Origin of the sequence: Nocardia sp. NPDC057668 (assembly GCF_042799795.1) — a bacterium.
In the GTDB taxonomy this organism is placed as follows: domain Bacteria; phylum Actinomycetota; class Actinomycetes; order Mycobacteriales; family Mycobacteriaceae; genus Nocardia.
In genome coordinates, this window is sequence record NZ_JBHVIC010000001.1 from 966,589 (window position 1) to 990,493 (window position 23,905).

The following is a 23,905-nucleotide window of genomic DNA, read 5'->3' on the forward strand; positions in this document are numbered from 1 at the left end:
CCGGCGACTTGCTGGGCGGCCGTGAGGTCGCGGTCTGCGGTGCCGCGCCAACGCCGGACGATGTGACGGCCGTGGCGGGCACGGGCACGTCAGCCGATGTCGATCGGGTCGATCTGAACGCGCAGGGGGTCGTCGGATTTGTGGGTGCTGCGGACCGCCTGGGCGGCGGTGAGGGCGCGGGACAGGGCAGCGCCACCAGAGCGGTCCACGCGCAGGATCATGCGCTCGACCTCGGCCGGGGAATCGCCGGAGGAGAACGGTTTACGGGCGCCGGGCGGGAGCGGGACCGGGCCCAGTACCTCGACCTGGTCGGGAAGCTTTGCCTGGGTGAGCAATTCGGCGATGGAGTCGGCGGTGCCGTCGATGGCGGCCAGGCGCACCGCCGGCGGGAACCGCACCTCGGTGCGTTCGTCGAGTTCGAATCGGGCGTGCCCCACCGGATCCCAGCGCACCAGCGCCGCGACGGTGGGCAACCCCGCGTCCGCCATGACGAACGCCTGCCCGCCCGGCCGCACCAGCGCGGCGGCGAACATCCACCGCCGCAACGCATCCTCGGCGGCTCGCAGGTCGGCCCGCCCCAGCAGCGCCCACCCGTCCAGCAGCATGGCCACCCCGTACCCCCCGGGCACCGTGGGCTCGGCTCCGATGGTGGACACCACGACCTGTGCCCCCGCGGGCACCGTGTTCAGCACCGAAGCGCCGCCGGACCCCCGCACCGGCACCCCGGGAAAAGCACGCCCCAGCTCCTCGGCGGTGCGGGCGGCGCCGATCACCACGGCCCGCAACGCCCGCGAACCGCAAGCGCCACACCGGAACGCGGCCTCGGTGATGCCGCACCACCGGCAAGCCGGACTGTGCGCCCCCGCCACCCCGTCCCGCGACGAGGTCAACCCGGACCCACGCTCGTACGCCGGGTCGGAGAGGTGTGCGGGCTGTCGTGCGGCGGAGCGTGAACTCGGTCGGTCTTCGGACTGGGCGGCGGCGCGGCGGACCGCGCGATTCGGCTGTGACGCTGGGGAATTGTCGGGCAGGGCCAGGGGGCCGTTGCAGTGGCGGCAGCGGGCGGGGGTGCGGCATTTCGAGCAGGACAGGGCGGGGATGTAGCCGCGGCGGGGCACCTGGACGAGCACCGCTTCACCGGCGGCGAGGGCCTTGCGGGCGGCGAGGAAGGCCGCGCCGGGAATGCGGATCGCCTTGGCCATGGGATCGCGTTCCAGGGCGGCATCGCTGTCACCGGGGGCGATGATGCGCGGCATGACGTGGCGCAGCAGTGCACGCTCCGCCAACAGGTCGTGCGCCCAGCCGGATTCGACGATCGCCTGCACCTCGGCCGTACGCGCGAAGCCGCCGGCCACGAACGCGGCCCCGGTCTCGTGCGCCCGTAGCATGGCAACCTCGCGCGTGTGCGGGTACGGCGACCGCGGCTCAGCATAGGTGTCGTCCCCGTCATCCCACAGCGCGATCAGCCCGAGATCCTTGACCGGCGCGAACACCGAACTCCGGGTCCCCACCACCACCCGCGCGGTCCCCCGCAACGCCGCCAGCCACCGCCGGTACCGTGCCGAAGGACCCAGCCCAGCCGCCAGCCCCACCGCCGACTCCCCCACCAGCGCAACACATTCCGCCAGCACCCGCTCCAGATCCCGCTGGTCCGGCACCATCAGGATCGCGCTGCGCCCACTCCCCACCGTCGTGGCCGCCAACTCCGCCAGCCGCGTGGCCCACTCCTCCCCCGGCAACGCCTGCCACCCCGCCCGCGGCCCCCGCCCCGCAGCCAACGCCCCGAGGAACGAATGCCCGTGCACGTACCGCCCCCACCCCGGATACAGCGCGGCGACGTCCACCCCCGGTTCCCCCACCGCCACACGCTCTTCCCCGCCGGCGCTGTCCTCCCCGACCACCTCCCCATCGGCCGCGGCGGCTTCCGCTCGCACCCGCTGATCACCGGATGTCTCGACACTCACACGCGCCGACTCACCTTTGGACGCACCAGCATCCGCACGGACCGACTCACCACCGGGTGCGTCGACTTCCACATCGGATACCGCACCATCGGCTGTCTCGTCTACGACCGTCGGGGACGCGCCGCCTCGCACCCCCTCGGACCGGACCGACTCCTCCCCGTCTGAAAATTGTTCCGTCTCAGCCAATTCGGTCCTCCGCCCTGAGTCCCGAGCGGTATCCGCCCGAGAAACATCGCTGCCCGCCGCGTCGCCACCGGCATCGGTCGCATCCACGCCCGGCGTCGACGAGCCGACACTCGTCCGCGAGCCCGCATCGTCGTCCACGCCACCGTTCGCGGCCTCGGCTCCGCTCACTGCCGACTCCCGCGAAGCATGCGCGGACCCCGGCTTCCGGGGCCCGGGCGGCCTATCGCCGGATACCGCAGAGCCGGTGCCGGAGCCGACCGTGCCCGCATCCGAGATCTGCTGCGCGGCTTCGCTTCCGGGCACGGACCCGGGCGCAGTCGTGGAGGCCGGCGCGAGGGGAGAATTCACACCTTGGAACGCGGCGGAGGCCGACGGACCTTCCGTGCCTGCGGAGGTCGGCGAACCGTTAGCGGCAGCGGGCGGGTGAGCACCGCTCTGCGCAGCGGATGTGCCTTGTGCCGTTGGTGTTTCGTCGCCGGGGGTCTCGAACTCCTCGTCCAGCAGGACCGGTTCGGGGTCGCCCTGGAAGTGCGCGCGGGCAGACGGGGCGCGTTTCGCGGCGGACTTGCGGGCCTTGGTGACCTTCGTCGAGCCTTCGGGCCCTTCGGATTCCACCTTCGCGTGGCGGGGCGGGATGGCCAGGCGCAGGACGTCGGCCCGGGTTCCGGCGTAGCGGGCGGCTACCGCGGTTACCAGGGTAAGGATCTCGGGGGTGAGGACGCGTTCGCTCGAGACCACCCGGTCCAGGCGGACCAGACGGCCGGTGTGATCGGTCTTTTCGAGGCGTTCGAGGATGTAGCCGTCGATGACGCGGCCGGAGAATCGGACTCGAACGCGAACGCCCGGTTGGGCAATCTCATCCATCTCCGCGGGGACCAGGTAGTCGAAGTCCCGATCGAGATGGGCCGGTTCCAGCAGCGGGAGCACCCGCGCGATGGGGCGTCCCGCCGCCGGTCCGGTGTCGGTCAATTACAGACCGGCGGCAGCGCGCAACTTCTCCGCGCGGTCGGTGCGCTCCCACGGCAGATCCACGTCGGTGCGGCCGAAGTGGCCGTACGCGGCGGTCGGCGCGTAGATCGGGCGCAGCAGGTCCAGATCGCGAATGATCGCACCCGGGCGCAGGTCGAAGACCTCGGCGATGGCTGCGGAGATCTTGGACGGATCGACCCGCTCGGTGCCGAAGGTCTCCACGAACAGACCCACGGGCGCGGCCTTGCCGATGGCGTAGGCGACCTGCACCTCGACGCGCTCGGCCAGCTCGGCCGCGACGACGTTCTTGGCGACCCAGCGCATGGCGTAGGCGGCCGAGCGGTCGACCTTCGACGGATCCTTGCCGGAGAACGCGCCGCCACCGTGACGGGCCATGCCGCCGTAGGTGTCGACGATGATCTTCCGACCGGTCAGGCCGGCGTCACCCATCGGGCCGCCCAGCACGAACTTGCCGGTCGGGTTGACCAGCAGGCGCACGTTGGACACGTCCAGCGGGTTCGGCAGCTGCAGCTCGGACAGCACCGAGTCGACGACCTTCTCCCGGATGTCCGGGGTCAGCAGGTTGTCGAGGTCGATGTCGGCCGCGTGCTGGGTGGAGATGACCACGGTGTCCAGGCGCTTGGGGATGTCGCCCTCGTACTCGATGGTGACCTGGGTCTTGCCGTCGGGACGCAGGTACGGCAGCACGCCGGACTTGCGAACCTCGGTCAGGCGACGCGAAAGCTTGTGCGCCAGCGAGATCGGCAGCGGCATCAGCTCGGGGGTCTCGATGGTGGCGTAGCCGAACATCAGGCCCTGATCGCCCGCGCCCTGACGCGCAATGGCGTCGTCCTCGCCGCCGACGCGGGCCTCGTGCGAGGTGTCCACGCCCTGCGCGATATCGGGCGACTGCGCGCCGATGGCGACGTTCACGCCGCAGGAGGCGCCGTCGAAACCCTTTGCGGAGGAGTCGTATCCGATCTCCAGGACCTTCTCGCGAACGATGGTCGGGATGTCGGCGTATGCCGAGGTGGTGACCTCACCGGCCACGTGCACCTGGCCGGTGGTCACCAGGGTCTCCACCGCGACCCGGCTGCGCGGATCGGCCGCGAGCAAGGCGTCGAGGATGGAATCGCTGATGGCATCACAGATCTTGTCCGGATGACCCTCGGTCACGGACTCACTCGTGAATAGGCGGCTGCCAGTCGTGCGCACAGTTATTCCCTCTCCCTCAACGGGTTTCTCGTATCGGCCTGTGACGGTGACGGCTTCGCGTCACCGCACAACCCCTTGTTTCAGACTATTACCAAACCATCGGTCACAGGGCGAGCACGCCCAGATGCCCCAAGGATTGTGGCTCAGACAGTAGACCGTCGGCGTCGACGGCCTGCCCGTTCGGTGTGTCGCGGTCTCCGTCTCAGCGCAGCAGCGGGCCGAGCGCGTCGAGCACCCGGCTCGCCAGCAGCGCCTTGGAGCCGTGATCGAGCGCGATCTCGGTGCCGTCGGCGCCGAGCAGCCAGCCGTCGTTGTGGTCGACCTCGAAGGCTTTGCCCTCGCCGACCGCGTTGACCACCAGCAGGTCACACCCCTTGCGCGCCAGTTTGGCCCGCGCGTGAGTGAGCACGTCGGCGTGCTCGTCACCGGTCTCGGCCGCGAAGCCGACGATGGCGGTGCCCGCCAGCTGCCCCTCGCGCCGGGACTGCACGAGCCCCGCGAGGATGTCCGGCGTCTTGGCCAGCTCGATCGAATTGGGCTCGTTCGCGCCCTTTTTGATCTTCGCCGCGGCCACGTTCACCGGCCGGAAGTCGGCCACCGCCGCGGCCATGATGACCGCGTCGGCGCCGATCGAATGCTTGTCGACCGCGACCTTCAGCTGCTCGGCGGTGGTCACGTTCACGACCTCGACGGCAGCGGGCACGGCAAGCCCCGCGGTGTTGCCGGCGATGAGCGTGACCTGCGCGCCGCGCTGAGCGGCGAGCCGCGCGATGGCGTAGCCCTGTTTGCCGGAACTGCGGTTGCCCAGGAATCGCACCGGATCCAGCGGTTCGCGGGTGCCGCCCGCCGAGACGACGACGCGTATGCCCACGAGATCACGCGGGATGGCGTCGGTGCGCTCGAGCAGCAGGGTCGCGAAACCGAAGATCTCCTCCGGCTCGGGCAGGCGGCCGGCGCCGGTGTCGGCACCGGTGAGCCGCCCGTGCGCGGGCTCGAGCACGATGGCCCCGTGCGCGCGCAAGGTCGCCACGTTCGCCTGCGTCGCGGGATGCTCCCACATTTCGGTGTGCATCGCGGGCGCGAACAGGATCGGACATCGGGCGGTCAGAAGTGTGGCGGTGAGCAGATCGTCCGCGCGGCCGGATGCGGCGCGCGCCATGAGATCGGCTGTCGCGGGGGCGATGACCACCAGGTCGGCCTCCTGGCCGAGTCGCACGTGCGGGACCTCCGGCACATCGGCGAAAACACCGGTGTGCACGGGATGTCCGGACAGCGCCTCGAACGTGGCCTTGCCGACGAAGTTCAGCGCCGACTCGGTGGGAATGACGCGCACCTCGTGCCCGGTTTCGGTGAACCGGCGCACGAGGGCGCAACTCTTGTACGCGGCGATACCGCCGCCGACACCGACGATGACCCGGGTCATCGCATGCCCCGGGTGGATTGTGTCGTCACTACGCCTCCAGCGCCGTAGAGAATTGCCTTGCCTTTGCTCGCACCGAGGGCTTATTCGCCTTCGGAGTGCTCCAGCAGGTCGGCGTGGATCTCGCGCATGGCCACCGAGAGCGGCTTCTCCTGCAGACCCGGCTCGACCAGCGGGCCGACGTATTCGAGAATGCCGTCGCCGAGCTGGTTGTAGTAATCGTTGATCTGCCGGGCCCGCTTGGCCGCGTAGATGACCAGCGCGTACTTGGACGAGGTCCGCTCCAGCAGTTCATCGATCGGCGGGTTGGTCAGGCCGATCGGAGTGTCGTAGATGGCCGCGGTCTTCAAATCCGTACTCACTAGGAAGGCTCCTGCGGGGTTGTTCGGAAGGTGGCTGGTGTTCGAACCGAACGGCTCACTTCGAAGATGAGCCGTGGTTCTTCGAGTACTACCTCGAAATTGTGCTAACGAACAAGGATACCAACTGCTCACAGGCAGTCGTCACCTCGTCGTTCACTATGACGATGTCGAACTCGTCACAGGCCGCCAATTCGGTCTTGGCGGTGAGCAGCCTGCGCTCGATGACCTCGGGCGATTCGGTGCCTCGCGAGGTCAGCCGGGATACCAGTTCTTCCCAGCTGGGCGGGGCCAGGAAGACCAGTTGGGCTTCCGGCATGGCCTTGCGGATCGAGCGGGCGCCTTCGAGGTCCACCTCGATCAGGACCGGGTGACCGGTCGCGAGCGCTTCGCGCACAGGTGCGGCGGGGGTTCCCGACCGCTGTAGTCCACCGTGGATATCGGCCCATTCGAGCAGCTCGTCCGCCACGATCATGGCGTCGAACTCCTCGCGGGTGACGAATCGGTAGTCGCGACCGTCCACCTCTCCGGGCCGGGGGGCCCGGGTGGTGGCCGACACACTGAATACCAATTCGGGCAGTCGTTCGCGCACGCAGCGCACGACGGTGGACTTGCCGACGGCCGAGGGACCGACCAGGACTACCAGTCGACCCTTCCGAGTGTGTTCGACCACCCTCGGATTATTCGGCGCTGAAGTCGAACCGGGCAAGCAGCGCCTTGCGCTGCCGGTCACCGAGTCCGCGCAGGCGGCGAGTGGGAGCGATTTCCAGTTCGCTCATGATTTCGGCAGCTTTGACCTTGCCTACCTTCGGCAGAGCCTCGAGCAGAGCCGACACCTTCATCTTGCCGAGAACTTCGTCCTTCTCGGCATCAGCAAGGACCGTCTTCAGGTCGGTACCGCCACGCTTCAGGCGCTCCTTGAGCTCCGCCCGGATGCGCCGGGCGGCTGCCGCCTTCTCCAAAGCAGCAGCGCGCTGCTCGTCGGTCAGCTGGGGAAGGGCCACGGTTCCTCCGTCTCATCGTTCATTGCATGTTCTCCCGCCGGGACTAACCCGGCGGTCTCAGCGACCGTACCCACGACGCTTGGCGATTGCGAACCCACCCCCCAGGTCAGCGCGTGATTCCGGGCACGACCGGGTTCGATGCACACCCTCGGCGGTGCGCTCACACCGGCCGTCGGCCTCCCTCGCGCGTAGCCACGAAAGTCGTTGTGGCCAGCGGTTTTTCAGCTTTCAAGAGGTGGATGGAAGCGGCTACGCGATGTCCGATTCAGAACGTGACCGACCTGTAATCATCCGACCTGGAACTTTCTGGATTTTCTCGGCGTGTCGCGCGATTAAGCACCGCGTGTCGCGCATCACCCCCGACATTCGAACACGATTCGAACACTCGGCGACGCCGCAGGTCGGACCGGCCATCGCCCGCCCACGGGCGTGTTTTGCGGCCCGAGGCAGCCGCAGACGGGTGAAACCTCGCGGACACGACTTCCCGGGCGTTTCACCCGTCACGATGGCTGAGACAGCCGCTCAGGCGCCGCCGCACGGCCCCCGGCTGTTCGCGGAGAGCGGAGTTCGCGCTGGACCCGGGCTCGTTCGGGCGCGCCGATCAGCGGTTCGGCCAGACGGCCTTCAGCCGAGGCGCGGCCTCCTCGGCCTGGCGATGACCCGCCGCGAAGGCCGGCTCCAGGGCGGTGAAGCTGAACATGTCCATGCCGAACGCGGCGATGGCCGCCGCATCGGGAACGATGGCAATGGTTGTGGCGCTACCGATTTCGCTGTCGGACGGTGCGTGCGGGAAAAGGTGCGCGAGCGGTTCGACGATCACGATCACGTCGGCGCCGGCAGCCAGATCCGCGTTGATGGGCGAGCGCAATCCGCCATCCATATAGATGCGACCGGCGATGGGAATCGGCGGGAAGACACCGGGAACCGAGGTGCTCGACGCCAGGGCTTCGGCCAGCGTGGCTTCGCCGTCGCGGGTCCAGGCGCGCAGGTCACCGGATTCCAGGTCGATCGCGGTGATGATCAGATCGGCGTCCGGCCACTCCTGTGCACCGGCCAGCCCGCCGATACGAGCGATGTGGTCCGCGGGCTCACCGACGCGCATCTCCAGCGCACGGACGCCGACCAGCTTCCGAATGTCCCGCGCACCGAGTCCCGGTGTCGCCAGGATCGTCAGAATTTCACCGAACCCCGCCGGATTGATCGGTGTCGCACGCGTTTCCGCGGACGGCGGCGTGATCAACCGCTGCAGATCGCCATGGGTGGTCAGCACGGCCCCGACGACCGCGCCCGCGGAGGTACCCACGACCCGGTCCGCCAGCGCGAGGTCGATTCCCGCCTCGCGCAAGCCGATAGCGAGACCCGCCATCCAGCAGATGCCGACCGCGCCACCCCCGCCCAGGACGAGAGCGTTGCCAATTCCCTTGGGCGACAGCGTGTCGGACATGAAACAACTCTACCCAACCGGCAGCCGATTTCCCCGCCGAACTCCCAATGCCGTACCGGGAGTACGGTTTGGTGTCGAATCGAATTGATCACGGCTGTTCAGTGTCATTACTGTCGGTGCCGCAGAGGTCCGGAATTCATGAACGACGACGAGCGGGCGGGTGCGCGCGCCACCGCCATCGACGATGCGATCTCGCTCATCCGAGAACGCGCGGAGGCCACGTCGGCCGGCGACGGCGACACCGCTCGAAGCGAACGAGGTCGACGACACCTACAGCCCTCCGCGGATCAATTTCTCGATCTGACGATCCCGGCAGTCCGAAGTACTTCTACCAGTGGAATGTGAGCCGCACAGTCATGGTCGGATACGAGATCGAGAAGATGAACGCCCTCGCGAACTACATGCGAGAGAGTGGCGCGGCAATCCAGAGCAAGGTTCCGCTCGGCTGGCCCGGCCGGGTGGATGCCCGCAAGAGCATGGAAGCCTGCATGGTCGCAAAGACGCTCGACGAGACGCTCTGCAACCTGGATTGATCGAAGCAGAGTTCACCGCCGCGGACAGCGAGTACGCCAGGTCCGGAGAGTTCTTCAAGGGCCCGGCCGGCAATGCCGCGCGCGAACGAAGCGGCACCGAGAAGGCCGACGGGCTCGCGACCGTGGACGTCATCGAGCTCCTGCCGGACATGGTCTCCGAGATCAACGAGACGTTCCGCAGCGAAATATCGAAGATCCGCAGCGTGCTCGAGGATGTCAGCTCCTCGAAATGGGACCTGTTCTCCGATTCCAACGGCAATGTGCAGTCCCGGAAGTCCAATTGGGAGACATCCAAAGAACACTGGTGGAACCCGCTCCAGGCCGTAGCCGATAAGGAAGAGGCGCAGGGTGACTACACGCTGGACCTCGAGGAAGCTCTGGCGAAAATTCGCGACACAGATCTTACCGAGCCCAAGATCGGTCAGGTACTCGAAGGACTTTCGGATGCGGTGAAGATCGAGAATACCGCCAAGCCGACCGACCCGGAATTACGCCGAATCCTTCTGGAAAATCAGGTCGGCAAAGACCGGATGGTCACTTGGCCGGACGGCGCGGTGCTGGACGCGATTCGATTCTTCGACCCGGACTTCACCCCTTCCTCCATGACAGCTTCGGAGGCACTGGTCCTGGAAGACCTCATCCGGCGACAGGGCGGGCCGCTAACCGCTTGGAACACACTCACCGAGTTCAAAGCGATCAGGCAGCAGGCCGAAGATGCGGGCAAAGCGGGCGACTTCCAGCTGTCGGAGTTCGACGGACAGGGTGACGCACTCCGCCACGCCTACTGGAACGCCTTGATGACGGACAAGTACGGCGAAGATTTTGCCAAGAATTTCGCGACGGCACATGAAGGAATCGGTGGTCCGGCAAACCGCGAAGCGATGGATCTGTACAACAACAACATCGGCAGGCAGATAGCTCTGGAGAACCCCGGAGCCTCGGCCGATGAGCTCAAATCCAAAGTAGTGGCCGCCATCGCGGACGGACAACTGATCGTGGTCAGCAAGGAGGATCCGAATGCGCCCGTCATCAAGTGGAGCGACCAGGTGAATCCCGGCCGGACCGGGCTGCCCGATGGCAAGGGAATTCCACTGCCGGCGAACACCGAATAGCGAGAGCGAAAATGAAACAACGATACGTCGCCGTAGTTATCGCGTTGCTGGTTCCGGCACTGAGCGCATGCACCTCATCGCCTCGCGAAGAGCCCAGCGCTCGGGACGCGTGCACGCAAGGCACCGACTTGAAGGCAGATCTACAGAAGTTGGGTTCGAACCCCGCGGTGATCGAGCAGTTCCGACGTTTCGCAGCGGGCAACTCGCCCGTCAAGTTCGTCGAGGTGACTCGAGCCGCCGGTCTGAGAGACGATTGGGAGCTCCTGGCCGAGGCCACTCCCGGCATGACCAGTGCCGAACTCAGCAAGAACGCGGGAACTATCGGGTGCTGGAAACATGCCGGAGGCCGAGGAAGGCAGCGGCCACGGCTACTACGTCTTCACCAAGGGTACGAAAGTCGTACAGGTAGTCCCGTGGCAGGGGAACAGGCCCCTGGAGTTGCAGAACCGGCGGGCTTTGACCGCCGAATCCGTCGTTGTCCCTGAGCATTTCGGCGCGATCAACCGGCTCGTTCCCGAGCCCTAGTGGCGTGATCGGCAGGAAATAACACCGTGCGAGACGGCCCGCCGGACATCGAGGTCGATGTCCGGCGGGCCGTGCCGCTGGTAGTTCAGCGCTGCAGGAAGGCGAAGTCCTGTGCGAGCGCGCCGACCTGGTCGATCAGGGCCTGGACCGAGGGGCCGTGTTTCAGCACCTCGCGGGACACGTTGGGCAGCACCGCGCCCAGATCGGACTCGGGAACCAGGGCGCGGATCGACTCCGCTCCCCCGCCCTGCGCGCCGACGCCCGGCATCAGGATGGGGCCGTTGAGCTTGCCCAGGTCGGGGGCGGCGGTCAGCGTCGCGCCGATAACCACACCGACGGAACCGAACTCGGCTCCGGCGTTGGCGGCCGCGGCGTCGTCGACCATCCGCTGGGCGATCGTGCGGCCGTCGGGGCCGGTGATCGTCTGCAGTTCCGCCGCCTCCGGATTGGAGGTGGCGGACAGCACGAACACGCCGCGGTCGTTCGCCCGGGCCAGGTCCAGAGCCGGTGCCAGGGAACCGAATCCGAGGTAGGGCGAGACCGTCACGGCATCGCTGCCGAGCGGTCCGTCGCCGAGCCAGGCGTGGGCGTAGGCGTCCATCGTGGAACCGATGTCACCGCGTTTGGCGTCGGCGAGCACCAGGGTGCCCGCCGCCCGCAGCACCGAGATCGTGTTCTCCAGCACCGCAATTCCGGCCGAACCGTAGGTTTCGAAGAACGCCACCTGCGGCTTGACCAGCGCCACCCGGCCCACGAACGCCTCGACGCAGATCTCGGCGAACGTCTCCAGCCCGGCGGCGTCCTCGGTCAGGCCCCAGGACCGCAGCAGGGGCGGATGCGGGTCGATGCCCACGCACACGGGTCCGTGCGCGCGCATCGCGTCCCGCAGCCGCACACCGAAACTCGGCACGCGATCAGCCCCGGAGGGTGGCGTGGAGTTCCTGCAGGGACCGCACGCCGATGCCGCCGTTGATGGTGGCCTCGATGCCCTGCACGGCCGCGGCCGCGCCCTGGACCGTGGTGATGCACGGGATGTTCGCGCTCACCGCGGCGGTGCGGATCTCGTAGCCGTCCACGCGGGGACCGTTGTTGCCGTACGGGGTGTTGAACACGATGTCGACCTCCCCGTCCTTGATCATGTCGACGATGCTCGCCTGCTCCTCGGACGCGGCGTCCGAATGCTTGCGCACCACCTCGCACGGAATACCGTTGCGCCGCAGCATCTCCGCGGTGCCCTCGGTCGCCAGGATCCGGAAGCCCAGATCGTGCAGCCGCTTGACCGGGAACACCATGGCGCGCTTGTCGCGGTTGGCGATCGAGACGAAGGCCGAGCCCTCGGTCGGCAGCGAACCGTAGGACGCGGTCTGGCTCTTGGCGAAGGCGGTGCCGAAGTCGGCGTCGATGCCCATGACCTCACCGGTGGATTTCATCTCCGGCGAGAGCAGCGAATCGATGCCGGTGCCGTCGGGCCGCTTGAAGCGGTGGAACGGCAGCACGGCTTCCTTGACCGCGACCGGCGCGTCGATCGGGGTGTGCCCGCCGTCGCCCTCGGCCGGGAGCAGGCCCTCCTTGCGGAGTTCGGCGATGGTGGCGCCCAGCGCGATTCGCGCCGCGGCCTTGGCGAGCGGCACCGCGGTGGCCTTGGACACGAACGGCACGGTGCGGCTGGCGCGCGGGTTGGCCTCGAGGACGTAGAGCACGTCGTCCTTGAGCGCGTACTGCACGTTCAGCAGACCCTTGACGCCGATGCCCTTGGCCAGCGCGACGGTCGAACGGCGCACGGCCTCGATGTCGCTGCGGCCCAAAGTGATCGGGGGCAGGGCGCACGCGGAGTCACCGGAGTGGATGCCGGCCTCCTCGATGTGCTCCATGACCCCGCCCAGGTACACCTCGTCGCCGTCGCACAGGGCGTCGACGTCGATCTCGATGGCGTCTTCCAGGAACCGGTCGATGAGCACCGGGCGGTTCTGGGAGATCTCGGTCGCGCGGGAGATGTAGCCCTCGAGGGTGGCCTCGTCGTAGACGATCTCCATGCCGCGTCCGCCGAGCACGTAGGAGGGACGCACCAGGACCGGGTAGCCGATCTCGGCGGCGATCTTCTTCGCCTGCGGGAAGGTGGTGGCGGTGCCGTACTTGGGAGCCGGAAGGCCCGCCGCGACAAGGACATCGCCGAACTCGGCGCGGTCCTCGGCCAGGTCGATGGCGGCGGCGGAGGTGCCGACCACGGGCACGCCCGCTTCGGTCAACTTCTGCGCCAGGCCCAGCGGGGTCTGCCCGCCCAGCTGGCAGATGACGCCCGCGACGGTGCCGGACTCGGTTTCGGCGTGGTAGACCTCGAGGACGTCCTCGAAGGTCAGCGGCTCGAAGTAGAGGCGGTCGGCGGTGTCGTAGTCCGTGGAGACGGTCTCGGGGTTGCAGTTGACCATGACGGTTTCGAAGCCGGCGGCCGAGAGCGTCTGTGCCGCATGCACACACGAGTAGTCGAACTCGATGCCCTGGCCGATGCGGTTCGGGCCCGAACCCAGGATCAGCACCTTCTCGCGCTCACGCTGCGGCGCGACCTCGGACTCCGCGGCGGGATCGAGCTCGTAGGCCGAGTAGTGGTACGGGGTCTTGGCCTCGAACTCGGCGGCGCAGGTGTCGACGGTCTTGAAGACCGGGCGGATGTGCAGGCGGTGCCGCAGCGCGCGCACGCCGTCCTCACCAGCGAGTTCCGGTCGCAGCGAAGCGATCTGGCGATCGGAGAGGCCGTAGTGCTTGGCGGTGCGCAGCAGCGGCTCGTCCAGCACGGCGGCGTCCAGGATCTCCTGGCGCAACTCGACCAGGGCGGCGACCTCGGCCACGAACCACGGGTCGATGCCCGAGGCCTTGGCGGTGTCCTCGATGCTCGCGCCCAGGCGCAGCGCCCGCTCCACCTGGTAGATGCGGCCCTCGGTGGGGGTGCGCAGATCCTCGAGTATGGCCTCGACGTCGGTCCACTCGCCATCGGGCTGGGTCCAGAAGCCCACGGCCTTGGTCTCGAGCGAGCGCAGCACCTTGCCCAGGGCCTCGGAGAAGTTGCGGCCCATGGACATCGCCTCGCCGACCGACTTCATGGTGGTGGTCAGCGTCGGGTCGGCGCCCGGGAACTTCTCGAACGCGAAGCGCGGGGCCTTGACCACGACGTAGTCGAGCGTGGGCTCGAAGCAGGCCGGGGTCTCCTTGGTGATGTCGTTGACGATCTCGTCCAGGGTGTAGCCGATGGCCAGCTTGGCGGCGATCTTGGCGATCGGGAATCCCGTTGCCTTGGAAGCCAATGCGGACGAGCGCGAGACGCGCGGGTTCATCTCGATGACGATCAGGCGGCCGTCGGCGGGGTCCACCGCGAACTGGATGTTGCAGCCGCCGGTGTCGACGCCGACCTCGCGCAGGATGTCGATGCCCAGGTCGCGCATCTTCTGGTACTCGCGGTCGGTGAGGGTCATGGCCGGGGCGACGGTGACCGAGTCACCGGTGTGCACGCCCATCGGGTCCACGTTCTCGATCGAGCAGACGATGACCACGTTGTCGTTGCGGTCACGCATGAGCTCGAGCTCGAATTCCTTCCAGCCCAGGATGGATTCCTCGATGAGCACGTTCGCGGTCGGGGAAGCCGCCAGGCCGCCGCCGGCGATGCGATCGAGATCCTCGTGGTTGTAGGCCATACCCGAACCCAGGCCGCCCATGGTGAAGGACGGGCGCACGACGACCGGGAAGCCGAGTTCCTCGACGGTCTCGCGGACTTCGGCCATGGTGTAGCAGACCTTGGAGCGCGCGCTCTCGCCGCCGACCTTGGCGACGATGTCCTTGAACTTCTGGCGATCCTCGCCGCGCTGGATGGCTTCGAAGTCCGCGCCGATCAGCTCGACGTTGTACTTCTCCAGAATGCCGTTGTCGTGCAGGTCGACCGCGCAGTTGAGCGCGGTCTGACCGCCCAGGGTCGCCAGGATCGCGTCGGGGCGCTCCTTGGCGATGACCTTCTCCACGTACTGCCAGGTGATCGGCTCGACGTAGGTGGCGTCGGCGAACTCCGGGTCGGTCATGATGGTGGCCGGGTTGGAGTTGACCAGCGAGACGCGCAGGCCCTCCGACCGCAGGACGCGACAGGCCTGGGTTCCCGAATAGTCGAACTCACACGCCTGGCCGATGACGATCGGGCCCGAGCCGATCACCAGGATGTGATTGAGGTCGGTCCGGCGTGGCATCAGGCACCTTCCATCAGGCTGGAGAAACGATCGAACAGGTAGGCGGCGTCGTGCGGTCCGGCGGCGGCCTCGGGGTGGTACTGCACCGAGAAGGCGCGGCCGCTGACCAGCTGAACGCCTTCCACGACACCGTCATTGGCGCACACGTGGGAGACCTCGGCCTTACCGAACGGGGTGTCGAACACCTCGCCGCGCTCGCCCTCGAGGGCGAAGCCGTGGTTCTGGGCGGTGATCGAGATGCGCCCGGTGTGGTGCTCGATGACCGGGATGTTGATGCCGCGGTGGCCGAACTTCATCTTGTAGGTCTTGCGCCCCAGGGCGCGGCCCAGGATCTGGTTGCCGAAGCAGATGCCGAACAGCGGGATGTCGGCCTGCAGCACCTGCTGGGTCAGCGCGACCGCGCCGTCGGCGGTGGCGGGGTCACCGGGACCGTTCGACAGGAACACCCCGTTCGGGTTCAGTTCCTTGATCTGGTCGAAGGTGACGTTCGAGGGCACCACGTGCACCCGCATCCCGCGCTCGGCGAACATGCGCGGGGTGTTGGACTTGATGCCGAGGTCGACCGCGACGACCGTGAAGCGGTGTTCGCCGACCGGCTCGATGGTGTACATCTCGTCGGTGGAGACCTCACCGGCCAGGTCCGCGCCCAGCATGGAGGGCTGGTTGTTGACCCGGGCGAGCAGCTCCTCGTAGTCGGCCAGGGCCGCACCGGAGAAGACGCCGGCTTTCATGGAACCGCGGGTGCGCAGGTGCCGCACCAGGGCACGGGTGTCGATGCCCGCGATGCCGACGATGTTCTGGTTCTCCAGCTCTTCCTGGAGGGTGCGCTTGGAGCGCCAGTTGGAGGCGCGGCGCGCGGGGTCACGCACGGCGTACCCGGCGACCCAGATCCTGCTCGACTCGTCGTCCTCGTCGTTCCAGCCGGTGTTGCCGATCTGCGGTGCGGTGGCCACCACGATCTGCTTGGCGTAGCTGGGGTCGGTCAGGGTCTCCTGGTAGCCGGTCATCGCGGTGCAGAACACCGCCTCACCCAAAGTCTGTCCGGCCGCGCCGAAGGTCGTCCCGCGGAACACGCGACCATCCTCGAGCACCATCACCGCGGTATCGCCGCTGCTCATGCCTCGTCTCCCGTCTTCGTAGATGTCTTCGCCCCGGTCCACGCCGGGTACACAGTCTTGTCATCGCCCCGGAAACCGGTATCCACCTCGGTCCCGGTCGGCAGCTTCCAGCGAATCACCAGCACTCCGCCTTCCGTCATCACCTTGCCCGCGTGCCCGCGCTCGGTGCGAACCGCGGTGATGGACTCCTCGGGAATCCAGATGGTTCCCGCGCCCGATCGCTCGAGCAGGATGCCGCGCTCGAACCTGGTCATTTCCGCTGTGGCCCGGAATCCCAGGTCGCCCACCGTGATTCGCTGAATCCAGCTCGGCGAGAGGGTGCTGCCCAGGTACAGCCCGGTGGTCGGCTCCAGCAACTGCGCGCCGCAGTCCGCGGGCACGGCCGGCAGTTCGCCGATCGAGACCGCCTGCTTCTTGGCCCTACCGGTCCAGGCCCAGTACATGAGCCCGATCCCGGCGACGAAGGCCACCACCAGCAACACGACCTGCACGGTTCGATCCATTACGGTTCTCCTCGGTTCCCCACCCGCCGGTCTCCACCGGCGAAGACCACATCGGCGCCGCGCGCGGCGCTCGCGACCCCGTCCCGCGAGGTGATCCGGCCGCGCAGGAAGGTGGCGGTCACCTTCGCGGGCAGGGTCATCTCGTCGAAGGGGGTGTTGTGGGCGATGCTGGCGAGTTCCTTCGCGCGCACCGTCCACTCGGTATTCGGGTCGATCAGCGTCAGGTTCGCCGGTTCGCCGACCGCGATCGGGCGGCCCTGATCGTCCAGGCCCACGATGCGAGCCGGGTTCTCGCTCATGACGCGGGCGACGCCGCGCCAGTCGAGCAGGCCGGTCTCGACCATGGTGCGCACGATGATCGACAGCGCGGTCTCGAGGCCGAGCATGCCGGGGCGGGCGGCCGCGAACTCGCAGCACTTGTCCTGTTCGGCGTGCGGGGCGTGGTCGGTGGCGACGCAGTCGATGACACCCTCGGCCAGCGCCTGGCGCAGGGCGGCCACGTCGGAGGTCTCGCGCAGCGGCGGGTTGACCCGGTTCACCGCGTCGTAGGTCTCCAGGCGCGAGTCGTCCAGCAGCAGGTGGTGCGGGGTGACCTCGGCGGTGATCGAAATGCCCTGGGACTTGGCCCATTTCAGCAGTTCGACGGTGCCCGCGGTGGAGGCGTGGCAGATGTGCACGCGGGCGCCGGCGTCGCGGGCCAGCAGCGCGTCGCGTGCCACGATGGACTCCTCGGCGGCGCGCGGCCAGCCGGCCAGCCCCAGCCGGGCGGCGTTCGGGCCCTCGTGCGCGACCGCGCCCTTGGTCAGGCGGGGCTCTTCGGCGTGCTGGGCGATGAGCACGCCCAGGGAGTTGGAGTACTCCAGCGCGCGGCGCATGATCAGCGGGTCGTAGACGCAGTGGCCGTCGTCGGAGAACATGCGCACGTTGCCGATTCCGGCGGCCATGGTGCCCATCTCGGCGAGCTGCTTGCCCTCGAGACCGACGGTGACCGCGCCGACCGGGTGCACGTCGACCAGGCCGACCTCCTGCCCGCGCCGCCACACGTGGTCGGTGATGACCGAGGAGTCCGCGACCGGGCTGGTGTTGGCCATGGCGAACACCGCGGTGTAACCGCCGATCGCCGCTGCGGCGGAGCCGGTTTCGATGGTCTCGGTGTCCTCGCGGCCCGGCTCGCGCAGATGCGTGTGCAGGTCGATGAAGCCCGGGAGCAGGAATTGCCCGGCGCCGTCGATGATCTCGGCGTCGTCGGCGCTCAGGCCCGGGCCGATCTCGCGAATCTCACCGTCGGCGAGCAGCACGTCGACCGCGTCGCCTTCGCCGTAGAGAAGGACGTTCTTGATCAGTATCTCGCTCATGCCACCACCTCGTCGGTTCCGACCAGCAGGCGGAACAGCACCGCCATGCGCATATGGACTCCGTTGTTGACCTGTTGCAGCACAGCCGCTTTGGAAGAATCGGCGACGGCCGACGCGATTTCCATGCCGCGCAGCATGGGACCCGGGTGCAGCACCACGGCGTGCTCGTCGAGCAGGCCGAGGCGGCGCTCGCTGAGGCCGTAGTTGATCGAGTACTCGCGCGCCGACGGGAAGAAGCCGCCGTTCATGCGCTCGGCCTGCACGCGCAGCATCATGACCGCGTCCGCGCCGGGCAGTTCCGCGTCCAGCGAGTGCGCGACGCGCACCGGCCAGGCCTCCACGCCGACCGGCAGCAGCGTGCGCGGGGCGACCAGCACCACCTCGGCGCCGAGGGTGGCCAGCAGGAAGGCGTTCGAGCGCGCGACCCGGCTGTGCAGGATGTCCCCGACCAGCACGACCCGCTTGCCTTCCAGGTCGCCGAGGCGCTGGCGCAGGGTCAGCGCGTCGAGCAGCGCCTGGGTGGGGTGCTCGTGGGTGCCGTCGCCGGCGTTGATGATGGCCGGTCCGGGTCCGGCGAAACCCGCACTGCCGTCCTGCATCTGGGCGAACCAGCGCGCGATCTGATGCGCGGCGCCCGAGGCCGGATGGCGCACGATGAGCGCGTCCGCGCCCGCCGCGTGCAGGGTCAGCGCGGTGTCGCGCAGCGACTCGCCCTTGGAGTTCGAGGAGGAACTGGAACTGACGTTGATGACGTCCGCGCTCATCCACTTGCCCGCGACCTCGAAGGAAACCCTGGTGCGCGTGGAGTTCTCGAAGAACACGGTCATGACCGTGCGCCCGCGCAGGGTCGGCAGCTTCTTGACCTCGCGGCCCAGCAGGGCCTGTTCAAAGCGTTCGGCGTCATCGAGCAGCGCGGTGGCGTTCGCGCGGTCCAGATCGGTGACCGAGAGCAGATGCTTCACTTGTCCCCCTCCTGATGACGCAGGTACACGCCGTCGCGGCCGTCGTGCTCGCGCAACAGCACCGAGATGTCCTCCGAGCGGGAGGTGGGCACGTTCTTGCCGACGTAGTCGGCGCGGATGGGCAGTTCGCGGTGGCCGCGGTCGATGAGCACCGCGAGCTGCACGGCGCGGGGGCGGCCCAGATCGCGCAGGCCGTCCAGCGCCGAACGCACGGTGCGACCGGAGAAGAGCACGTCGTCGACCAGGACGACCAGCGCGTCCTCGACCCCGCCCTCGGGCACCGAGGTGCGTTCGAGCGGACGGTGCGGGCGTGAGCGCAGGTCGTCGCGGTAGAGGGTGATGTCCAGGGAGCCGACTGCGGGGCGCACACCGGAGAACTCTTCGATGCGATTGGCCAGGCGGGTGGCGAGAGTGGTTCCGCGCGTGGGGATTCCGACCAGCACGACGCGGGCGTGCCGCTCGTCTCCGGAATCCAGGGCGGTCTTCTCGATGATCTGGTGCGCCATCCGGGCGATGGTGCGGCCGACATCGGAATCGGAAAGCAGTTCGCGACCGGCGTCGACCTGTTCGGGATCGTGCCGCTGCGAGTGTTGCTGCTCAGCGCTCGACTTGGGCGCCCGGTCTTCGGGCACGGCCATGCCGACCTCCTTCTCCGCCTCACCGGACGGTCCGTTAAAGGATGTCTTTTCGGGTTTGGAGCCTAGCAGCGGCGGCGAACGCGGCGGGCACCGCACCCCTGTGGCAACCGGGGGTTCGCGGCGGCGGTTCGGAGCGGTCCGGGTGGCATTGCCGCAGAGTCGCCGGTTCGGCGCGAATGAGCAGTACAGGGCTGGCACCTGCGGTTTCGCCGACGACAATCCTCGCAATTCGGGAGGGCGAATAGCAATCTCGTAGCAATGATCAAGACCGGAAGGTTTGCGGCGGCCGCCCTCCTGCCGCCGGGGGCTGGGAGGAAGGTCACAGCGAATACGGCGCTGATCTGGGGGTCTTGCCGGGGCGGCCGAGATCACACACGGGCCGGCCGCAAGATCGCCGACGCGCCGCGGACCACCCCCGCGACGCGGGCATTCCCGGCTACTGACCGGTCTTCATACACCGTAAACCACACGTGTGCGATGCTCGGGGTGTGAGCAACGAAGCTGATTTCACCGAGCCGGCCCGCGTCACCTTCCGCGGCCACGGCGGCATCACCCTCGCGGGCGACTCCTGGGGACCCCAGGATGGACCGCTCGTGGTGTTCCTGCACGGGGGCGGGCAGACCCGGCATTCCTGGAAGGATTCCGGGCTGGCGCTGGCCAAGGCCGGCATGCACGCGGTCCTGCTGGACGCGCGCGGACACGGTGACAGCGAGTGGGCGCCCGAGGGCGACTACCGCCGCGACGCGATGGTCCAGGACCTGATGGCGGTGCTGGAGCAGCTCGGCAAGCCGGCGTTCGTGGTGGGCGCGAGCATGGGCGGGCTCACCGGCCTGCTGGCCACCGTGCATCCCCGCCACGAACTGATCACCGGCCTGGTCCTGGTGGATGTGGTCCCGCGCCCCGAGCGCAAGGGTGTGGAACGCGTCCTGAACTTCCTCAGCGGCAACCCCGAAGGTTTCGCCACCCTCGACGAGGCCGCCGACGCGGTCGCCGCCTACCTCCCCCACCGCCGCCGCCCCCGCAGCCCCGAGGGCCTGCTGCGCAACCTGCGTCAGCGCGCGGACGGCCGCTGGTACTGGCACTGGGATCCGGCGATGATGTCCGGCAGCGGCGAGGACATCGACCTGCATTCGGAGGTCCTGGAGGACGCGGCCCGCCGCCTGACGATCCCGGTCCTGCTGGTCCGCGGCGCCCTCTCCGACGTAGTGAGCGAGACCGGCGTGGCCGCGTTCCGCGCCCTGGTCCCCGCCGCCGAGTACACCGAGATAGGCGCCGCCGCCCACACCGCCGCCAGCGATGCGAACGACGAGTTCACCGACGCGGTAGTGGATTTCGTCCGCGCGAAGACGGTGCGGAGCTAGTCCCCGTTCGGGAGATCCCGGGGCGCGGGTTGTCCCGCGCCCGGCCTCCGCGGCGACTACTCTGCGTGCGGTGACCGTGCGCGCGAAGATCTGCGGAATCCGATCCGAGTCGGACCTCGACATCGCGGTCGCCGCGGGCGCCGACGCCGTGGGGTTCATCTGCGGCGTCACCCATGTCAGTGAGGACGCGCTCACCGTCGAACGGGCACGAGAACTCGCCCGGCGGACTCCCCCGTTCGTAACCAAGACCCTGGTCACTCATCTCGAGGAACCCGCCGAAATCCTTTCGCTCGCCGACGCTCTCGGTGTCGACGCCATTCAAGTGCACGGGCTGGTCTCCGATGCCACCGTGCGCCGGGTGCGTGACGGTGCGCGGGGGCGCGCCATATTGCGCGCCGTCCACGTCACCGGGCCCGAGGCCGTCGAGGCGGCCCGCCGAATCGCCTCGGAATGCGATGGCGTCCTGCTCGATTCCCGCACCGGCGACCGGCTCGGCGGCACGGGCCAGGTGCACGACTGGTCCATCAGCGCGGCGATCGTCCGGGCGCTCGCGGGCTCCGGCTGCCCGGTGATCCTTGCGGGCGGGCTCAACCCCGGCAATCTGGAAGCGGCGATCCTGGCGGTTCGGCCGTTCGCGGTCGATGTGAACACCGGCGTCGAATCATCCAGCGGCGATAAGCTTTTCGACGCCTGCGCGAGCTTCGTCTCGCTGGCGCACGGGACCACACTACCCGGCTAGCCGCGCATCGAATCCGGTCACGGACAGTACGCGATGATCCGCGCCGACAACGCCGCGATGTCGACGGGACCGGTGGTGTCGACCTCGAGCACCGGGGTCAGGGACAGGGGCTCGGCCTCGCGGGACCATCGGGGCCAGTCGGTGAGCAAGCGGTCGGCATCCCGGTGTAGCGGCGGCCGGACCCGGGTGGCGTATCGGGTCCTTGCCACCTCGGGTGGGACGGCGCACCAGAGTTCGAGGGTGTGGGGCGCGGCGACTCGGGCTATGCCTGCCGCCGCGGGGGCGCGGTCGCGGGGGGCGAACCACCAGGAGTCGGCCACGACGTGCCGCGGGGTGGAGGCGGCCAGCGACCAGAGGGTGTCCATCGCTATTCCGCCGAGGGCGGGGAACATCGCCTCGTCGTCGACGCAGGACGCCAGTGCCTCCTTGATGGCGTCCTTGGACAGCAGGTCCGCGCGCAACCGCGCCGCCAGCGCCCGGGACAGTGTCGACTTGCCCGAGCCGGGCAGGCCGTTCACCAGGACCAGAAGTTTGTCCACCGGAGAATCTCCTACGGGCACGTGGGCAGTGTGACCGAGCATGCCCGATGGTGGATCAGCTCCGGGGCAGGGTTGCGTTCAGGGTCTCCAGGTACAGGCGGGATTGGGTCGCTTGGATTTTCAGTTCGTAGATCTGCTGGTTGTTCAGGTGGGTGCGGATGTAGTCGGCCAGTTCGGTGTTCTCGGGGGCGAAGGGGTTCGCGGGGCGCAGGTCCAGGGCGCTTTCGAGGCCGCGGGGACTGTCGTCGAGGCCGGGGGCGCGCGGGAGGAGGCGGAGCTCGTCGGTCGTGTAGAGGCGCAGGGGGTAGGTGCGATTCGAGGGGGAGGTCAGGGTCGCGGCGTGTTCGGTTTGGGCCCAGTCGAAGTGGTCGAGGGTCAGGGTCCAGCCGGCGGGCAGGGAGCCCTCGAAGGAGAGGTCCACCTCGGGGGCCAGGGTCAGGGCGGATTGGTCGACGCGGGGGTCGGCGGGGAGCAGGGCCTGCTGGAGGGGCAGACCCGTGGCGGTGAACTGCCAGGAGTCGGCGTAGAGCGGCTTGGACCAGAAGCCGGTGCTGCCCCCGGATCGGCCCTCCACCACCAGGACCCGGTCTTCCACGGCGGGACCGCTGTCGTGGATGGACAGCCGGGAGGTGATCTCGCCGGGCACCTTCGGCTGATGCCGCCAGTCGGCGGCGGGCAGGGAGATCGCGGCGAACCGAGGATCGAGGCGTTCGGCCAGCTGGTTCGGCGCGGAAGGCTTGTCGCCCTGCGGTTGCCAGGTGTAGCGGCCCGGAATGTGGTTCGCCCCGGCCAGATCCAGATCGTATTCGCGGGAGTAGATGTCGCCGTGGCGATTCATGACCACCGTGACCGATCCGGAGACCGACAGCGATTCGCCGATGAAACGCCCGCCCACGGGCCCGCCGATCTCGTAGCTGAGATCGGCCGGGAGCCAGGGATCCTGATAGGTGATCCGCGAACCGTCGCCGGTCAGACTGACGATCTGCACCAGCCCCGCGGTGAGCGGGTGCCTGTACCCCGCGGCGTCGACGAAGCTGCCGGACATCCGATGACTCAGCGCCCACCGGTTCGAGGAGATCGAATCCGATTCCGAGCCGGGGATTTTCATCCCCGGCCACAGCCAGATCGGCCCGCCGTAGGAGTGCGTCCAATTCCACAGCAGCGGCCCGGACAGCAGGTTGTCCAGCGAGTAGATCCACCCCCGCGCGTCGATCGCGACGAGCATGTTTCCGTTCACCGAGATCGCCTCGATCCCGCCGTCGAGGCAACCGGGCGTTGTCACCTTGCGCCACGGGTCGTTCGAGGCCCGGGGCCGCACGTACAGCGCGCCGTCGCGCAGCACCACGTCGACATAGTCGTTGAATCCCTGCGTGTAGTCCCGGAATTCGACGGCGGGCGGGAAGCTCATCCCGGCCGGGGCGAGTGCGAGCGTGTCGAACTCCGCGAGCCCGCCGGGCGTGGGCAGCGGCAGGAACAGCTCCGGCAGCGGCGGCAGGATCTGCAGCGTCCCGATCGCGGGCACACAGCTCAACGGCTCGTCCGCCGACGCCGCCGGAACACCGGACACCCCGGCCGCGGCACAGGCGACGGCGATCAGCAGCGACGTGCGCACCGAGTGACCCATCATGAAACTCCCGACTCCGATCGAATGTCCGCGCCCGGCCCCCGGCACGCCCGCCGGAGCCTATCCCCGCCGGCACCGCGATTCGGTTCAGCGACACAGTGGCGAACCATAG

22 protein-coding genes are annotated in these 23,905 nt (G+C 68.5%); 6 read left to right on the top strand and 16 right to left on the bottom strand.

Annotation, left to right across the window (positions count from 1 at the left end):
• Positions 1–89 precede the first annotated feature (89 nt).
• The 7 genes from ACFVBH_RS04540 to ACFVBH_RS04570 form a co-directional block, all read right to left on the bottom strand.
• Positions 90–3,119: a hypothetical protein gene (locus ACFVBH_RS04540; protein WP_378999757.1), complete on the bottom strand. Its 3,030-nt coding sequence runs from the start codon at positions 3,117–3,119 to the stop codon at positions 90–92.
• A complete protein-coding gene (gene metK, locus ACFVBH_RS04545; RefSeq protein ID WP_354986373.1) occupies positions 3,120–4,334 on the bottom strand; it encodes a methionine adenosyltransferase in 1,215 nt (404 codons plus the stop codon). It lies immediately after the preceding gene.
• A 202-nt stretch (positions 4,335–4,536) separates the two neighbouring features.
• Positions 4,537–5,757, bottom strand: a complete 1,221-nt coding sequence (gene coaBC / locus ACFVBH_RS04550; protein ID WP_378999760.1) for a bifunctional phosphopantothenoylcysteine decarboxylase/phosphopantothenate--cysteine ligase CoaBC — start codon at positions 5,755–5,757, stop codon at positions 4,537–4,539.
• Positions 5,758–5,837: 80 nt separating this feature from the next.
• Positions 5,838–6,116, bottom strand: a complete 279-nt coding sequence (gene rpoZ / locus ACFVBH_RS04555) for a DNA-directed RNA polymerase subunit omega (RefSeq protein ID WP_354986371.1) — start codon at positions 6,114–6,116, stop codon at positions 5,838–5,840.
• 88 nt (positions 6,117–6,204) lie between these two features.
• Positions 6,205–6,786 (bottom strand): guanylate kinase, encoded by a 582-nt coding sequence (gmk, locus tag ACFVBH_RS04560; protein ID WP_354986370.1) that lies wholly within the window; start codon positions 6,784–6,786, stop codon positions 6,205–6,207.
• Positions 6,787–6,793: 7 nt separating this feature from the next.
• The gene (gene mihF / locus ACFVBH_RS04565) at positions 6,794–7,117 is read right to left on the bottom strand and encodes an integration host factor, actinobacterial type (protein ID WP_067521651.1); all 324 of its coding nucleotides are present in this window, start codon (positions 7,115–7,117) and stop codon (positions 6,794–6,796) included.
• A gap of 601 nt (positions 7,118–7,718) precedes the next feature.
• Entirely contained in the window at positions 7,719–8,561 is an 843-nt protein-coding gene (locus tag ACFVBH_RS04570) for a patatin-like phospholipase family protein (protein WP_378999763.1), read from the bottom strand.
• A gap of 138 nt (positions 8,562–8,699) precedes the next feature.
• Between ACFVBH_RS04570 and ACFVBH_RS04575 the strand changes: the two genes are divergently transcribed.
• The 4 genes from ACFVBH_RS04575 (at position 8,700) to ACFVBH_RS04590 (ending at position 10,731) form a co-directional block, all read left to right on the top strand.
• Positions 8,700–8,906 (top strand): hypothetical protein, encoded by a 207-nt coding sequence (locus ACFVBH_RS04575; RefSeq protein WP_378999765.1) that lies wholly within the window; start codon positions 8,700–8,702, stop codon positions 8,904–8,906.
• A complete protein-coding gene (locus tag ACFVBH_RS04580) occupies positions 8,903–9,094 on the top strand; it encodes a hypothetical protein (RefSeq protein WP_378999767.1) in 192 nt (63 codons plus the stop codon). Before ACFVBH_RS04575 ends, ACFVBH_RS04580 begins: the two co-directional genes overlap by 4 nt.
• Positions 9,091–10,206, top strand: a complete 1,116-nt coding sequence (locus tag ACFVBH_RS04585) for a DUF6973 domain-containing protein (RefSeq protein ID WP_378999769.1) — start codon at positions 9,091–9,093, stop codon at positions 10,204–10,206. The genes ACFVBH_RS04580 and ACFVBH_RS04585 overlap by 4 nt, the downstream gene beginning before the upstream one ends.
• A gap of 336 nt (positions 10,207–10,542) precedes the next feature.
• Positions 10,543–10,731 (top strand): hypothetical protein, encoded by a 189-nt coding sequence (locus tag ACFVBH_RS04590; RefSeq protein WP_378999771.1) that lies wholly within the window; start codon positions 10,543–10,545, stop codon positions 10,729–10,731.
• An 85-nt stretch (positions 10,732–10,816) separates the two neighbouring features.
• On the opposite strand, the gene pyrF is transcribed toward ACFVBH_RS04590, so the two are convergent.
• From pyrF to pyrR, 7 genes are read right to left on the bottom strand one after another with little or no spacing between them, the layout of a single operon-like run.
• Positions 10,817–11,641, bottom strand: a complete 825-nt coding sequence (gene pyrF, locus ACFVBH_RS04595; RefSeq protein WP_378999773.1) for an orotidine-5'-phosphate decarboxylase — start codon at positions 11,639–11,641, stop codon at positions 10,817–10,819.
• A gap of 4 nt (positions 11,642–11,645) precedes the next feature.
• On the bottom strand, positions 11,646–14,954 hold the full coding sequence (gene carB / locus ACFVBH_RS04600) for a carbamoyl-phosphate synthase large subunit (RefSeq protein WP_354986362.1): 3,309 nt from the start codon (positions 14,952–14,954) through the stop codon (positions 11,646–11,648).
• The gene (gene carA / locus ACFVBH_RS04605) at positions 14,954–16,072 is read right to left on the bottom strand and encodes a glutamine-hydrolyzing carbamoyl-phosphate synthase small subunit (RefSeq protein ID WP_354986361.1); all 1,119 of its coding nucleotides are present in this window, start codon (positions 16,070–16,072) and stop codon (positions 14,954–14,956) included. Before carA ends, carB begins: the two co-directional genes overlap by 1 nt.
• Positions 16,069–16,575: a transporter gene (locus ACFVBH_RS04610; RefSeq protein ID WP_378999776.1), complete on the bottom strand. Its 507-nt coding sequence runs from the start codon at positions 16,573–16,575 to the stop codon at positions 16,069–16,071. The genes carA and ACFVBH_RS04610 overlap by 4 nt, the downstream gene beginning before the upstream one ends.
• Complete coding sequence (locus ACFVBH_RS04615; RefSeq protein ID WP_378999778.1) at positions 16,575–17,930, bottom strand: dihydroorotase; 1,356 nt, start codon at positions 17,928–17,930, stop codon at positions 16,575–16,577. The genes ACFVBH_RS04610 and ACFVBH_RS04615 overlap by 1 nt, the downstream gene beginning before the upstream one ends.
• Complete coding sequence (locus tag ACFVBH_RS04620) at positions 17,927–18,892, bottom strand: aspartate carbamoyltransferase catalytic subunit (protein WP_354986358.1); 966 nt, start codon at positions 18,890–18,892, stop codon at positions 17,927–17,929. The genes ACFVBH_RS04615 and ACFVBH_RS04620 overlap by 4 nt, the downstream gene beginning before the upstream one ends.
• The gene (gene pyrR / locus ACFVBH_RS04625; protein WP_354986357.1) at positions 18,889–19,530 is read right to left on the bottom strand and encodes a bifunctional pyr operon transcriptional regulator/uracil phosphoribosyltransferase PyrR; all 642 of its coding nucleotides are present in this window, start codon (positions 19,528–19,530) and stop codon (positions 18,889–18,891) included. The genes ACFVBH_RS04620 and pyrR overlap by 4 nt, the downstream gene beginning before the upstream one ends.
• A 488-nt stretch (positions 19,531–20,018) precedes the next feature.
• Between pyrR and ACFVBH_RS04630 the strand changes: the two genes are divergently transcribed.
• Together ACFVBH_RS04630 and ACFVBH_RS04635 are read left to right on the top strand one after the other, a co-directional pair.
• Positions 20,019–20,891: an alpha/beta fold hydrolase gene (locus ACFVBH_RS04630; RefSeq protein WP_378999781.1), complete on the top strand. Its 873-nt coding sequence runs from the start codon at positions 20,019–20,021 to the stop codon at positions 20,889–20,891.
• Positions 20,892–20,961: 70 nt separating this feature from the next.
• Positions 20,962–21,630 carry a phosphoribosylanthranilate isomerase gene (locus ACFVBH_RS04635; protein WP_378999783.1) on the top strand — a complete coding sequence of 223 codons (669 nt, stop codon included), beginning with the start codon at positions 20,962–20,964 and terminating at the stop codon, positions 21,628–21,630.
• A gap of 17 nt (positions 21,631–21,647) precedes the next feature.
• Here ACFVBH_RS04635 and ACFVBH_RS04640 read toward each other — a convergent pair whose 3' ends face one another.
• Entirely contained in the window at positions 21,648–22,169 is a 522-nt protein-coding gene (locus ACFVBH_RS04640) for an AAA family ATPase (protein ID WP_378999785.1), read from the bottom strand.
• 55 nt (positions 22,170–22,224) lie between these two features.
• On the bottom strand, positions 22,225–23,796 hold the full coding sequence (locus ACFVBH_RS04645; RefSeq protein WP_378999787.1) for a hypothetical protein: 1,572 nt from the start codon (positions 23,794–23,796) through the stop codon (positions 22,225–22,227).
• Positions 23,797–23,905 lie beyond the last annotated feature (109 nt).